Raw genomic sequence first — 13,293 nt, 5'->3', positions numbered from 1 at the left:
AGAGCCGGGCAGACTGGAATCGACCATTCGCCACGAATCCGGAGTCCCGATGACACAAGAGCAGCCGCGCCGCGCACCCGAACAGGCCGTCCTCACGGTGGAGCTGGTGGAGCAGGTGAGCCCCGACCTGATCCGGATCACGGCCGGTGGTGACGGGTACGACGCGTTCCGCGACAACGACTCGACCGACAAGTACGTCAAGATCCTGTTCGCGGATCCGGCTCACGGGCTGACGCCTCCTTACGACCTGGCGCAGCTGCGCGAGGAGAGCCCGGAGAAGCTCCCGACGCGGCGGACGTACACGGTCCGCTCGGCCGATCCCGCTGAGCGGCGCCTGGTGATCGACTTCGTCGTGCACGGCGACGAGGGTGTGGCCGGACCCTGGGCGCGCGCGGCGCAGCCCGGCGACACGCTCGTCGTCAGCGGCGCCGGCGGCGGCTACCGCCCCGATCCCGCCGCCCCCTGGCACTTGCTGGTCGGCGACCACACCGCGCTGCCCGCCATCTCGTCGGCGATCGAGAGCATGGATGCCGCGACTCGGGGCCATGTGCTGCTCTCGGTGACCGACGCCGCCGACCGCATCCTGCCGGAGGCACCGGCCGGACTGACGGTGACGTGGACGGAGTCCGACGACGAGCTGCTCGCAGCCCTCGGCGCCCTGGCCTGGGCCGATGGCCACCCGCACGTCTTCGCCCACGGAGAGCGCGGGACCATCAAGGAGGTCCGCGCCGTGCTGAAGCAGCGCGAGGTGCCGCGCGAATCCCTGTCGATCTCGGCGTACTGGGCCCGGGGCCGCGCCGAGGACCAGTTCCAGGCCGAGAAGCGCGAGCCGATCGGTCAGATCGAGTAGTCGATGCCGCCGTGCGTCACACGCGCGGCATCCACCCGCTCTGCTCACGGATCGCGCCGGTGATGCGACGGCTCGCGGTGCGCAGCTGCGTCGCCTGCGTTGGCGTGAGCGCGTCGAAGACGAGCCTACGTACGAGTGCGACGTGCCCAGGCGCGGCGGCGCGCGCGGCATCCGCTCCCTCATCGGTCAGCGTCGCGAGCGTGATGCGTCCGTCGGACGGGTCGGGAGCGCGACGGACCCAGCTCTTCGCCTCGAGGCGCGCGACGGCGCGGGAGAGGCGCGAGAGCGTGCTGTTCGCGTAGCTCGCGAGTTCGCTCATCCGCAGCGTGCGCTCATCGGCCTCGGTGAGCGCGAAGAGGATGCCGTACTCGAAGTGACTGATGCCCGAATCGCGCTGCAGCTGCGCGTCGAGTGCGGTCGGCAGCCACTCGAGCAGGGTCGCGAGTGCGGACCAGGTCTCGAGTTCGTCCGGCCCGAGCGCGTCTGCTGATCCCGTGAGTGCCATGGATCCACCCTAGGACATGACTTGCTCAGGAAAGTAAATGGGCTAGGCTTACTTTCCTAGACAAGTAAATGTCGACAGGAACGGACGCACCTATGGATCTCCACATCGCCGGCAAAAGGGTCTTCATCAGCGGCTCCACGCAGGGGATCGGTCGCGCGGCGGCTCTCGCCTGCGCCATCGAAGGCGCCAGTGTCGTCATCAACGGCCGCTCGCATGCCCGCGTCGCCGAGGCGGTGGACCGGCTCCGCGCCGAAGCGCCCGGCGCCGACATCTCGGGGATCGCGGCGGACCTCGCCGATCCTGCCCAGGTGGACGCGCTCCTGGAAGCCCTCGGGGAGGTCGACATCCTGGTGAACAACGCCGGCGTCTTCGACGTCGCGCCGTTCGCGCAGATCGACGACGCGGATTGGTCCCGGTACTTCCAGCTCAACGTGATGGCCGCCGTGCGCCTGTCGCGCCGGTTGCTGCCGGGGATGCTGGCCAGGAACGAGGGGCGCATCATCTTCATCGGCACGGAATCGGCCGTCGACGTGCCGGCGGAGATGATCCACTACGGCGCCACGAAAGCGGCCGCGCTCGCCGTGGCGAACGGCCTCGCGAAGCTCACGCGCGGCACGAACGTCACGGTGAACACGGTGCTCGGCGGACCGACGTACTCCGATGGAGTCGCAGCGGCGGTCGAGAGCATCGCCGCCGCGCAGTCCGTCGACGTGGAGCAGCTCAAGGGGTCGCTCGTGCGCGACACGTCGCTGCTGCAGCGGTTCATCCGACCGGAGGAGATCGCCCATCTGGTCGCGTACCTCGCGAGTCCTCTCTCCTCGGCGACCAACGGCGCCGCCCTGCGCGCCGACGGCGGGGTGCTCACGACCATCGTCTGAGGAACGTGCAAGGCTGGGACGACACGTGCCACCGAGCGCGCGAAGCGAGGGAGAAGACGGATGCTGGAGACGACCGACCACGTACGACTGGGGAACACCGGCCTCCGCATCTCCCCGGTGGTGCTGGGCTGCATGAGCTTCGGCGCGCCCGACCGCGGCACCCACCGCTGGTCGCTCGACGAGGAGACCAGTCGTCCGCTCATCCGTCAGGCGCTCGAAGCAGGGATCACCACGTTCGACACGGCCGACGTGTACTCCGACGGCACGAGCGAGGAGTTCGTCGGCCGCGCGCTCGCCGACTTCGCGCAGCGCGACCAGGTCGTGATCGCCACGAAGGTCCACGGCCGCATGGGGCCTGGCGCGAACCAGGCCGGGCTCAGCCGCGCGCACATCCTGTCGGGCATCGACGCGAGCCTCCGCCGCCTCGGCACCGACTTCGTCGATCTCTACCAGATCCATCGCTGGGACCCGGAGACGCCGATCGAGGAGACCATGGAGGCACTCCACGACGTCGTGCGCTCAGGGAAGGCGCGCTACATCGGCGCCTCGTCGATGTGGACCTGGCAGTTCGCGAAGGCGCAGCACGTCGCCCGCCTGAACGGGTGGACGCCCTTCGCCTCGATGCAGGACCAGTACAACCTGCTCCAGCGCGAGGAGGAGCGCGAGATGCACCCGTACTGCCTCGACTCCGGCGTCGGCGTGCTGCCGTGGTCGCCGCTCGCGCGCGGACGCGTCACCCGCGACTGGGACGAGACGACCGCCCGCACGGCGACCGACGAGTTCGGCGCGACCCTGTACCGCAGGGAAGAGGAGTCGAACCGGGCCATCGTGGATGCCGTCGGGCGCGTCGCCTCGGAGCGCGGTGTCTCGCGCGCGCAGATCGCCCTCGCCTGGGTCGCGCAGCAGTCGGCCGTCACCGCGCCGATCGTCGGCGCCACCCGCGCGGAGCACATCGAGGATGCCGTCGCCTCGGCCGGCATCCGCCTGGAATCCGCCGAGCTGGTCCAGCTCGAGAGCGCCTACACGCCGCGGGAGCCGGAAGGCTTCTGAGCCGCAGCCGCCCCGACCCCAGCGCCCGTGGGGTCCCAGGGTCGCTCATCGTGCCCCCCGTAGACTGGTCGGGACCCCTACCCTCGGAGCCTCATGTCACGTCTTTCCCTCGGGACCCGCATCCACTATCTGCTGGGACGCGCGCGTCGCATCGACATCGGATCGGTGATGGAGCGGGCCAAAGAGGCCTCGAAGCAGCACCACAAGGCGGTTCCGGGCATCGTCGTCGACATGCTGTGGTCGGCCGCCCGGCACAACGTCGGGTTCCAGGACTACATCGACTACGACTTCGCCATGCTGACCAAGGCGGAGCGCGAGACGTTCATGACCCACCCGGTCTCCAACCTGCTGTCGCACCGGTACGACCACCCGGACTTCCGCTGGATCTTCCAGGACAAGGTCGAGTTCGACCGGCATTTCGCGCAGCACCTGCACCGTGAATGGCTGGTCGTCGAAGAGGGCAACGCGGATGCCGTGCGCGAGCTCACCCAGCGCCTCGGCACGATCGTCACCAAGGAGCCGGTCGGCCAGGCGGGCACGGGCGTGCACCGGTACCACGCCGCCGACGTCACGGACTGGGACGACTTCCACCGCGGTCTGCTCGCCCGCGGCGAGCTGCTGATCGAAGAGGTCATCCGCCAGCACGACGACCTCGCGGCCGTCTGCCCCGGCACCGTCAACACCACGCGGGTCACCGCGTTCTTCGACGGTGAGAAGGCGCACATCCTCGCGATGGCCCAGAAGTTCGGTCGCGGCGCGGTGAGCGACCAGATGACGTTCGGCGGCTTCTACACGATGCTCGACGAGAACGGCCACGCCGTCAGCGCCGGCTACGACTCGCACGGTCACGTGCACGAGAACCACCCCGACAGCGGCTTCCGCATCGCCGACTTCCAGCTGCCGTACATGGACGAGGTCCGGGCTTTCATCGACGAGGTCGCCCGCGTCGTGCCGCAGGTGCAGTACGTCGGATGGGACATCGTGGTGTCTCCCGACGGTCCCGTCCTCGTCGAGGGCAACTGGGGCGCAGGCGTCTACGAGAACAAGCCCAGCGTCACCGGCATCCGCACCGGTCACAAGCCGCGCTACCGCGAGGTCATCGGCTTCTGACCCTGCGGGACGCGTGCCGGCTACCGATACGCTGAGCGCATGAGCGAGGCCCCCGCGCGCAAGCCCCACCCTGCCCTCTCCGTCGTGCGGCGGATACCCGCGACCCTGACGATGGTGCTGCTGATCCTCGTCGTGGGAGTCGTCTGGCGAGGGCTGTGGACGTCGTTCGAGGACACCGACCTGTTCCGGAACGTGGCCTACGGGTTGCCGAACCTCGCCGAGGGCAAGTGGTGGACGCCGCTGACCGGCACCTTCTTCGTGAACCAGCCCTGGGTGTACATCTTCACCATCACGGGCTTCTGGGGCATGGCGTACGTGGAGTTCCGGCGCGGATCGCGCGTCGCCCTCGCCTACTACTGGATCGGCCAGCTGTTCGCGATCTTCGCCACCGCGCTGCTGCTGTTCGCGCTCTCGCAGTTCCCCTGGGCATGGGCCACCACCCAGGCGCAGGCGCTCGACGTCGGAGCATCCGGCGGCACCATGGCCTGCATCGCCGCTGCCGTCGGCCTGTTCCGGCCGCCGTGGCGCGTGCGCGGGTGGTTGATCCTGCTCGGCTTCGTGTTCGTCGCGATGCTGTTCTGGGGCAAGGTCGCCGACCTCGAGCATCTGCTCGCCGTGCTGCTGATCCTGGTCGTCGACCGGTCGATGCGCGTGCGGCGCACGACCGTGCGCGAGCAGCGGCTGATCGCCGTGGTCGCACTGCTCGTGCTCGGTGCGGTCGAGATCATCACGACCTTCGTTCCGACCGACGGCCCGTTCGGACAGACGGAGCCGGCCTCCGGAGGATTCATCGACCTGGCCATCGACGTCGTCGTGATCCTCGTGATCGTGAACGGCCTTCGCCGCGGACGACGGTTCGCCTGGGTGCTCGCGCTGCTGCTGGGCATCTTCAACGTGCTGGTCGCTGCTCTCGTGCTCACCCTGATCACCGTGTTCAGCCAGGCGCAGCTCGACCTGCGCTGGGACGGAGAGACCGAACTCGCCCTCGCGAGCGGATTCCTCTGGCTCATCACGCTCATCTACCTGGTGTGGGTGCGACGCGCGTTCCGCGCGAAGCGCCGCTCGACCCTGGGCGCTCAGCCCGCCCCGACCGTCGACGACGTGAAGAAGGAGCTGCGCGCGCACGGCGGCGGAACTCTGTCGTGGATGACGACCTGGGACGGCAACAGCTATGCGCGGGTGCCCGGCGGAGTGGTCGCCTACCAGCGCCGCAACGGCGTCGCCCTCGCCCTCGCCGATCCGATCGGGCCTGCAGCGCAACGAGCGGATGCCGTCGCCGGCTTCATCAGCGCCGCCGAGCACGCGGGCCTCGTTCCGTGCTTCTTCAGCGCCGATGCGGCGACGCTCGCCGCGGTGCCGTCGACGTGGCGGAGCATCGTCGTGGCCGATGACACCATCGTCGACCTCGCCGGCCTCGAGTTCACCGGCAAGCGCTGGAACTCGGTGCGGTCCTCGCTCAACCGGGCCGGCCGCGAGGAGATGACGTTCAAGATGACGCAGCTCAAGGCCGAGCCGTGGGGCGTGCAGCAGCAGCTGCGTGCGATCTCGGAGGCGTGGGTGGGTGACAAGGACCTGCCGGAGATGCGTTTCACCCTCGGCACCCTCGACGAGGCGGAGGATCCGGAGGTGCGGCTGGCGCTGGCTCTCGCACCCAACGGCGACGTGGACGGATTCCTGTCGTGGCTCCCGGTGTATGGCGACGAGGGAGTGGTGCGCGGCTGGACCCTCGACCTCATGCGACGACGGGACGGCGGCTTCGCCCCGGTGATGGAGTACCTCATCGGATCCTCCGCCCGGCAGTTCTCGGAGGAGGGTGCCGAGATCATGTCGCTCTCGGGCGCGCCGCTCGCGCACGAGTATCCGCCGGACGCCGGAGTGATCGCGGCGCTGAGCGACAAGCTCGCGGAGGCGCTGGAGCCGGTTTACGGCTTCGGATCCCTGCACCGGTTCAAGCAGAAGTTCCACCCGCGCTACGAGACCATGTACCTGCTGTTCCGCGACGAGAGCGACCTCACCCGCATCGGCGGCGCACTCACGCGGGCCTTCCTGCCCGATGCGACGCTGCGGCAGTTCGCCGGGGCCGGGCTCGAGCTCGTGCGCGGAAGCAAGGACTGACGAACCGACGACCGGCCCGCGTCACCGTCGAGGAACGGACTCTCCGACGGATGCGGCGCTGTCGTCGTTCGCCGAGTCCGCGAGCTCGAACACCCGGACGGCGTTGCCGTAGTAGATCTTGTCGATGACGTCGCGCGGCAGCGCCAGGCCCGGCACGTCGGCGTCCAGCGCGTTGACCCGCTGGCTCTCGTCGGTCGCCAGGTAGCGCCAATCCGACGTCCAGATGCCGTGCGCGGCTCGGCAGAACTTCACCGGGTCGGCGCTCGGGTGGAAGGACAGGTCGGTGCCGTACAGCACCCGATCCTGGTACCGGATGAAGAAGTCGCGCACGCGCTCACGGTCCTGCAGCGACTGGAACTGCAGCTGGCTCATGCGCGATGACATGTCGACCGTGGCGTCCGGGAAGCGGTCGAGGAACGCGCCCAGCTGGTCGACGTCGTGCTCAAGGCTGCCCAGGTGCGCGCCGACGAAGCGCAGTCCCGGCAGCGCGGTGAGGAACCGATCGCGCATGGCGATCAGGTCGTCGTGCCCGGGCAGTTCGGGGTGCAGGTACATGTGGTACTGCGGCCGACGGCTGAAGTACCGGCGATCGTTCTCGGTCGTCATCTCCTCCAGAGGCAGCCAGCAGTTGTGCGGCTCGCCCTGATGACCGATCAGCGCCAAGCCGAGCGCACGCGCCTCTTCGGCGACCGCCATCAGCTCCGGGTGATCCAGCATGACCAGGTGCCCCTCGGGGTCTTCGGCACCCATGCCGATGTCCTTCCAGAACTTCACCGCGCGCGCGCCCTCGGCATCCGCCGTGGCCATATCCTCGGTGACGCGCTCGGTCCACCCGGGCTGCCCGAAGCCGCTCATCGAGAACGACGTCGACCAGTGCACTTCGCCCGGGTAGGCGTCGGCCATCGCGATCGCGATCGCGCGCTGACCGGCGATGGGGGTGAAGTCGGGGGCGTCGACGTTGATCGTCATCAGCTCGAAGCCGTCTTCGAGCGCCAGCTGGACGAGGGCCGGGTCGTCGACGTTGAGGTGCACGTGGGCATCGAACTTGCGGACGCGGGCGAAGTCCGACATCCCATAGTGCGTCGAGGCCGGGGTGGTGAGACCCTCGCCCTGATCGGACGGGGGAGTGCTGGGAGAGTTCACGCTCCTCATACTGGCAGGAAGCTGCCCGGTCGCGGCGGAGGCGAAGACCGAGAATATCGGGTTCGGCGGGCAGCGAACCGGAGCCGCTAGTGAGCCGCTGTCGGGTGCGGCTCGGAGCCCGACGCATGAGTGCTCCTCGCGCGCACGGCCATCGCCACACCGTGCAGGAGCAGGCTTGCGAGCACGACGACCACCATGACGTAGACCGCGATGTCGCCGTCGTCGTCGTTCATCGCGTTGTAGGCGAGCAGGCCGAACACGATCGACGAGGTGCCGCGAGGGCCGAGCACCCCCAGGCCGATGCGCTCCCGCCAGGGGAGGTGGCTGCCGAGCATGGATGCCAGCACGGGCACGAGGCGCACCACGGTGAGGGCGAGCAGCGCGTAGAGGATCCACGTCCACTGGAATCCGATCTCCAGCACCAGGACTCCGACGGCTCCGAAGACGAACCACATGATCATCGAGGTGGTCGTGGCCAGGTCTTCGACCGCGCTCAGCTCGGCAGCGGGGATGTCGGTCTGCCCGTCCGCTCGAGCGTTGCGGCACAGCTTGTACGCGATGCCGGCGAGGAAGGCTGCGACGAAGCCGTTGCCACCCAGGGGAGTGGCGATGGCGTAGACGATCAGCGGGACGAGCACCATGACGATGCGGACGCCGCTGGTGCGAGTCCAGCCTCGTCGTACAGACACCCAGACCAGGGCTCCGGACGCAGCCCCGACGACCACGCCGACCAGGAGGGCGATTCCGGCGGCCTGCAGTGCGGCGCCGACCGCGGTTCCGAGGTCCTCGGTGTGGGCCTGCGAGAGGTAGAGCAGCGCGAAGGCGAACACCGGAGAGAAGATGCCGTCGTTGTATCCGCTCTCGACGGCCACGGTGTGCCGCACTCGTCGGGGCCATCGCCCGTCTCGCAGCAGACCTGCCGCCGGAGCGAAGTCGATCGGCATCACCACGCAGGCCACGGCCAGCAGGACCGCCCACGACGAACCCCCGAGGAGCAGACCGCCCAGACCGAATGCCAGGAGGATGGTCAGGGGCAGCGCGATCCCCAACAGGCGTCCGACGAGGCCGCGCTCACCGGCGAGGAATCCGCCGCGTACTTCCGTCGCGTCGACGAAGAGCAGCACGGCGAGGATGAGCTCAGCCGTCTTCTCGGCGATGTCGGTGTTCAGGTCGGTCCCGATGCCGGGTCCGACCACCAGGCCGGTGACGATCCCGGCGCACGCCATCGCCACAGGTCCGGACACATGCCATCGCTCGAGCCTGGCCGCCAGCACCGCCCAGATGACGATCGCGACGAGGCTCGCGACGATCACCATCAGCATGGCTCTGACCATACCGGACCCGAGGAAGCGCGCGACACCTCGCGTCGCCTCAGCGCCGAACCGGGTCCGCGTCGCCGTCGAGGAAGCGAGCCAGATCGCGCCGCGTCGGAGCTGCCTCCCAATCCCCGGGAGTGAGGCAGGCCATCGCGCCGCAGGCGTTCGCGCGATGCAGCGCCGCGGCGATGTCGAGACCCTCGAGCAGGGCGCTCAGGTAGCCGGCGACGAACGCGTCCCCGGCGCCGACCGTGTCGATCGCGTCGATCAGGAAGCCGGATGCCTCGACCACCGCGTCGCCGACGAATACCGCCGCGCCGGCCGGGCCCTGCTTCAGGACGGTCATCGCGCAGCCGGCATCCCGCAGCAGCGCAGCGGCCTCGGCGGCCGACGTGTCGGGGTAGAGGATCGTGAACTCGTCCTCGCCGCCGAACACGATGTCGGCGCGCTCGGCGATCTCGCTCAGCACCGGCCCGGCGACGGCCGCAGGAGCCAGCGCCGAGCGGTAGTTGATGTCGAAGCTCACCGTCACCCCGGCCGTGCGAGCGCGTTCAACGGCGGCGAGCACCGCATCACGCGCCATCGTGGAGAGCAGCGGCGTGATCCCGGTGACGTGCAGCAGTGACGCCTCCTCGATCCACCTGGCGGGAAGATCCGAGACCGAGACGCGGGACCCCGCCGACCCCGCCCGGTAGTAGTGCACGGCGGTGGATGCGGCGGACGGCCGCTCCTTCACCATGAGGCCGGTCGGAGCATCCGCATCCACCACGGCGCGCACGTCCACGCCCTCGGCGCGGATCTCGCGCGCGACCCGTGCGCCGAGTGAATCGTCGCCGACGCGTCCGAGCCACGACACGGCGACACCGAGGCGGGCCAGACCGATCGCGACGTTCGTCTCCGCACCGCCGACGCCGAGCGCCATCCCGTGGGCGTGTCGCAGCGATCCGATCTCGGTCGTGCGCACGAGCGCCATGGTCTCGCCGAGCGTGACGACGGCGGGAGCACTCACCGCGCGCACACCTCGACGAACGCCTGGGCCCGGTCACGCAGCGCCACCAGGTCGCCGCCCGCGAAGGCGTCGCCGAGCAGCGGTCCACCGACGCTCACCGCGAGCGCGCCGGCGGCCAGCCATGCAGACGCGCCGGCGAGGTCGACGCCACCCGAGGGCACCGCGACCAGATCCGGGAACGGCCCGCGCAGGTCCTTCAGGTATCCGGGTCCGACCTGTCCGGCGGGGAAGATCTTCACGGCGGATGCTCCCGCCGACCACGAGGCGTACAGCTCGGTCGGGGTCAGGCCGCCGGGAACGATCGGCACGCCGGCATCCGTCGCCTGCGCCACGAACGCGGGCGAGGTGATCGGGGTCACGAGGTAGCTCGCGCCGGCGTCGGCCGCTCTGGCGAGATCGCTCGCGCTCGTCACCGTGCCGATGCCGAGGTCGGCGACGGCGCCGTACTGCGCGAGCAGATGCGGCATCCGGTCGAACGTGCCCGGAGTGGTGAGCGTCAACTCGACGCTGCGGATGCCGGCATCGATCAGCACGTCGAGAACGGCGTCGTAGTCCTCGGCGCGCTGAGCCCGGGCGACGACGACGAGCCGCGAGTCGACCGTGTGCTGCGGCAGGGCGACCCGGCCGACCTCACCAGTCATGGACCGTGCCGTCGAGCAGACGGTTCACCGGCAGATACGCCTTGGTGTAATCGTGTCCGGCGGCGGCATCCTCGTCGAGGTCGACGCCCAGCCCCGGCTTGTCGCCCGGGTGCAGGAAGCCCCTGTCGAACGTGAACGAGGTCTGGAACACCTCGAGGGTCTGCTCGTTGTGCGGCATGTACTCCTGGATGCCGAAGTTGTGGATCGCGAGGTCGAGGTGCAGGGCCGCGGCCATGCCGACCGGCGAGATGTCGGTCGGTCCGTGGATGCCGGACTTGATGCCGTAGATCGCGGCGAAGTCGAGCAGCTTCTTCATGGCCGTGATGCCACCGGTGTGGGTGACGGCCGAGCGCACGTAGTCGATCAGGCGCTCGGTGATGAGCGTCTGGTAGTCGTACACCGAGTTGAACACCTCGCCGATCGCGAGTGGCGTCGTGGAGTGCTGGCGCACCAGTCGCAGCGCGGTCTGGTCCTCGCCGGGCGTGCAGTCCTCGAGCCAGAAGAGGTCGTAGGGCTCGATGTCCTTCGCGAATCGGGCGGCCTCGATCGGCGACATGCGGTGATGGCCGTCGTGCAGGATCCGCAGGTCGGTGCCGAAGTCCTCGCGGATCTGCGAGAAGATCCCCGGCATGTGGTGCAGGTAGTTGCGGGTATCCCAGGTCTCTTCACTCGGACGATCGCCGGATCGCTTGGCGGGCTCGTAGTCGTAGCGCACGCCGGGGCCCGTCGACGAGACGCCGTAGATCTGGCCGAGACCGGGCACACCGGTCTGCACGCGCACGGCGGTGTAGCCGAGCTCCTCGTAGCCGGTGATCGCGTTCTTCAGCGCGGCGTAGTCGGTGCCGGAGGCGTGGGCGTACACGCGCACGCCCTCACGGCTCGCGCCGCCGAGCAGCTGGTAAAGCGGCATCCCGGCCTTCTTGGCCTTGATGTCCCACAGCGCCATGTCGACGGCGGCGATCGCGGCCATCGTGACAGGACCGCGGCGCCAATACGGTCCGCGGTAGAGGTACTGCCAGGTGTCTTCGATGCGGTCCTCGTCGCGACCGATCAGCATCGAGGCGACGTGGTCGGAGAGGTAGGAGGCGACAGCGAGCTCGCGGCCGTTCAGGGTGGCATCCCCCAGGCCCACGATGCCGTCGGCGGTCGTGATCTTCAGCGTCACGAAGTTGCGGCCGGGGCTGGTGATGTTGACGTCGACGAGCTCGATGGTCATGTCGGTTCCTCAAGAGAAGGGGGTGCGGCTGTTCGGGCAGCCGCACCCCGGGTCGGTGGTCAGATCGCGTCGCGCGGATCGGTGAGATCGCGACCGGCAACCTCGGGCATCCAGATCGACGCGATGAGAGCGCTCAGCGTGAAGATGAAGAGCATGATGATGATCGGGATGAACGAGCCGGTGACGGCCGAGACCCAGGCGGCGGCGATGACCGGGCCTGCACCGGTGGCGATGATGGCGGCGATCTCGCGAGCCATGGCCGTGAAGGTGTAGCGGTTGCGGGAGCCGAAGAGCTCGGGCAGCGTGAGGTTCTCGAGCGACGCGAAGCTCATGACCGCGAGGTTGTGCAGCACGACGTAGCCGATGAAGACCTGCACCGTGACGCCGCTGCTGATCATGAGCATCGTCGGGATGATGATGATGAGCGCGATGACCGCCCAGATCATGTACATGCGCTTGCGGCCGAACTTGTCACCGAGCCAGCCCGAGAGCGGAACGGTGATGAAGGCGACGAGCGACGAGACGATGACGGCGTTGACGCCGATCGAGCGGTCGAGCAGCAGCACGACGGTGATGTAGCTGATCAGGTAGGTCTGGATCATGCCGGAGTTGCCGGCCTGGCCGAAGCGCAGCAGCAGCGCGATCGAGAACGCCTTCCAGGGTTTGCGCTCCATCGCCTCGAGCGTGCGCACGTCGCCGGTCTCGGTGGCGAGCTGGATGGTCTCCGCCTTGGAGAGGGCCTTGCCGTCGACGACGTCGTCGCGTTCCTCGAAGACCGGGGTCTCCTTGAGGTTGAAGCGCACCCAGATCGCGAAGAGCATGATGATCGCGCTGCCGATGAAGGGGATGCGCCATGCCCAGGCGATGACTTCCTGCTCGCTGTACGCGACGAGGAGGATCGCCCAGATGCCGGAGGCGAGCAGGGTTCCGCAGTTGGTGCCGAGCGCGACGAGAGAGGCGATGATGCCGCGGCGCTTCGCCGGTGCGTACTCGGCGAGCATGACGCCGGCGCCCGAGATCTCCGCACCGGCACCGAAGCCCTGCGCGATGCGGAGCAGGACGAGCAGGATCGGCGCGAGGACGCCCACCTGGTTGTACGTCGGCAGGAAGCCGATGAGAGTGGTCGCGAGTCCCATCAGGAGGATCGTGTAGAACAGCACCTTCGTGCGGCCGGTCTTGTCACCGAGGCGGGCGAAGAAGAACGCGCCGACCGGGCGGGCGACGTAGCCGACGCCGTAGGTCGCCATGGCGGCGACGACGGCGATGGCCGGGTCCTCCGCCGAGAAGAACAGATCGGCGAAGACGAGTGCGGCGGCCAGCGAGTAGAGCTGGTAGTCCATGAACTCGAGGGCGGTGCCGAGCCATCCGGAGATGGCGGCGCGCACGAGGTCGCGGACCGACCTCTTCGCGGCGGGATCGTCGACGGCCTGAGCCGTCGTCTGCGGTTCGGACATGGGAGG

12 protein-coding genes are annotated in these 13,293 nt (G+C 69.0%); 5 read left to right on the top strand and 7 right to left on the bottom strand.

The window, feature by feature from the left end:
* Positions 1-49 precede the first annotated feature (49 nt).
* Positions 50-850, top strand: a complete 801-nt coding sequence (locus ABS642_RS14370) for a siderophore-interacting protein (RefSeq protein ID WP_350350630.1) — start codon at positions 50-52, stop codon at positions 848-850.
* A 16-nt stretch (positions 851-866) separates the two neighbouring features.
* Here ABS642_RS14370 and ABS642_RS14365 read toward each other — a convergent pair whose 3' ends face one another.
* Complete coding sequence (locus tag ABS642_RS14365; RefSeq protein WP_350350629.1) at positions 867-1,355, bottom strand: MarR family transcriptional regulator; 489 nt, start codon at positions 1,353-1,355, stop codon at positions 867-869.
* A gap of 92 nt (positions 1,356-1,447) precedes the next feature.
* Here ABS642_RS14365 and ABS642_RS14360 point away from each other — a divergent pair, with 92 nt between their 5' ends.
* The 4 genes from ABS642_RS14360 (at position 1,448) to ABS642_RS14345 (ending at position 6,508) form a co-directional block, all read left to right on the top strand.
* A complete protein-coding gene (locus ABS642_RS14360) occupies positions 1,448-2,233 on the top strand; it encodes an SDR family NAD(P)-dependent oxidoreductase (RefSeq protein ID WP_350350628.1) in 786 nt (261 codons plus the stop codon).
* Between the two features lie 60 nt (positions 2,234-2,293).
* Positions 2,294-3,283: an aldo/keto reductase gene (locus tag ABS642_RS14355; protein ID WP_350350627.1), complete on the top strand. Its 990-nt coding sequence runs from the start codon at positions 2,294-2,296 to the stop codon at positions 3,281-3,283.
* A gap of 93 nt (positions 3,284-3,376) precedes the next feature.
* Positions 3,377-4,393, top strand: coding sequence for a sugar-transfer associated ATP-grasp domain-containing protein (locus tag ABS642_RS14350; protein ID WP_282215274.1), 1,017 nt, complete (start codon positions 3,377-3,379; stop codon positions 4,391-4,393).
* A gap of 39 nt (positions 4,394-4,432) precedes the next feature.
* Entirely contained in the window at positions 4,433-6,508 is a 2,076-nt protein-coding gene (locus ABS642_RS14345; RefSeq protein ID WP_350350626.1) for a DUF2156 domain-containing protein, read from the top strand.
* A 21-nt stretch (positions 6,509-6,529) separates the two neighbouring features.
* Here the strand turns inward: ABS642_RS14345 and ABS642_RS14340 are convergent, their stop codons facing one another.
* From ABS642_RS14340 to ABS642_RS14315, 6 genes are all read right to left on the bottom strand, one after another.
* On the bottom strand, positions 6,530-7,651 hold the full coding sequence (locus ABS642_RS14340) for an amidohydrolase family protein (protein WP_350350625.1): 1,122 nt from the start codon (positions 7,649-7,651) through the stop codon (positions 6,530-6,532).
* Positions 7,652-7,737: 86 nt separating this feature from the next.
* A complete protein-coding gene (locus ABS642_RS14335; protein WP_350350624.1) occupies positions 7,738-8,973 on the bottom strand; it encodes a cation:proton antiporter in 1,236 nt (411 codons plus the stop codon).
* 49 nt (positions 8,974-9,022) lie between these two features.
* The gene (locus ABS642_RS14330; RefSeq protein WP_350350623.1) at positions 9,023-9,976 is read right to left on the bottom strand and encodes a sugar kinase; all 954 of its coding nucleotides are present in this window, start codon (positions 9,974-9,976) and stop codon (positions 9,023-9,025) included.
* Positions 9,973-10,617 (bottom strand): bifunctional 4-hydroxy-2-oxoglutarate aldolase/2-dehydro-3-deoxy-phosphogluconate aldolase, encoded by a 645-nt coding sequence (locus ABS642_RS14325; RefSeq protein WP_350350622.1) that lies wholly within the window; start codon positions 10,615-10,617, stop codon positions 9,973-9,975. Before ABS642_RS14325 ends, ABS642_RS14330 begins: the two co-directional genes overlap by 4 nt.
* Positions 10,607-11,833, bottom strand: a complete 1,227-nt coding sequence (manD, locus tag ABS642_RS14320; protein WP_282215261.1) for a D-mannonate dehydratase ManD — start codon at positions 11,831-11,833, stop codon at positions 10,607-10,609. Before manD ends, ABS642_RS14325 begins: the two co-directional genes overlap by 11 nt.
* A gap of 59 nt (positions 11,834-11,892) precedes the next feature.
* Entirely contained in the window at positions 11,893-13,287 is a 1,395-nt protein-coding gene (locus ABS642_RS14315) for an MFS transporter (protein ID WP_282215260.1), read from the bottom strand.
* Positions 13,288-13,293 lie beyond the last annotated feature (6 nt).

It is taken from the genome of Microbacterium sp. A8/3-1, assembly GCF_040267695.1.
Classification (GTDB): Bacteria; Actinomycetota; Actinomycetes; order Actinomycetales; family Microbacteriaceae; genus Microbacterium; species Microbacterium luteolum.
The sequence above is the reverse complement of the archived record's forward strand: the minus strand, read 5'-3'. Positions and strand labels throughout refer to the sequence as shown.

What these genes read in the sequence shown, in the direction of transcription:
- ABS642_RS14335 (WP_350350624.1), bottom strand. Translation starts at nt 8,973, where the DNA reads ATGCTGATGGTGATCGTCGCGAGCCTCGTCGCGATCGTCATCTGGGCG.
- ABS642_RS14350 (WP_282215274.1), top strand. Translation starts at nt 3,377, where the DNA reads ATGTCACGTCTTTCCCTCGGGACCCGCATCCACTATCTGCTGGGACGC.
- manD (WP_282215261.1), bottom strand. Translation starts at nt 11,833, where the DNA reads ATGACCATCGAGCTCGTCGACGTCAACATCACCAGCCCCGGCCGCAAC.
- ABS642_RS14355 (WP_350350627.1), top strand. Translation starts at nt 2,294, where the DNA reads ATGCTGGAGACGACCGACCACGTACGACTGGGGAACACCGGCCTCCGC.
- ABS642_RS14315 (WP_282215260.1), bottom strand. Translation starts at nt 13,287, where the DNA reads ATGTCCGAACCGCAGACGACGGCTCAGGCCGTCGACGATCCCGCCGCG.
- ABS642_RS14345 (WP_350350626.1), top strand. Translation starts at nt 4,433, where the DNA reads ATGAGCGAGGCCCCCGCGCGCAAGCCCCACCCTGCCCTCTCCGTCGTG.
- ABS642_RS14365 (WP_350350629.1), bottom strand. Translation starts at nt 1,355, where the DNA reads ATGGCACTCACGGGATCAGCAGACGCGCTCGGGCCGGACGAACTCGAG.
- ABS642_RS14370 (WP_350350630.1), top strand. Translation starts at nt 50, where the DNA reads ATGACACAAGAGCAGCCGCGCCGCGCACCCGAACAGGCCGTCCTCACG.
- ABS642_RS14325 (WP_350350622.1), bottom strand. Translation starts at nt 10,617, where the DNA reads ATGACTGGTGAGGTCGGCCGGGTCGCCCTGCCGCAGCACACGGTCGAC.
- ABS642_RS14360 (WP_350350628.1), top strand. Translation starts at nt 1,448, where the DNA reads ATGGATCTCCACATCGCCGGCAAAAGGGTCTTCATCAGCGGCTCCACG.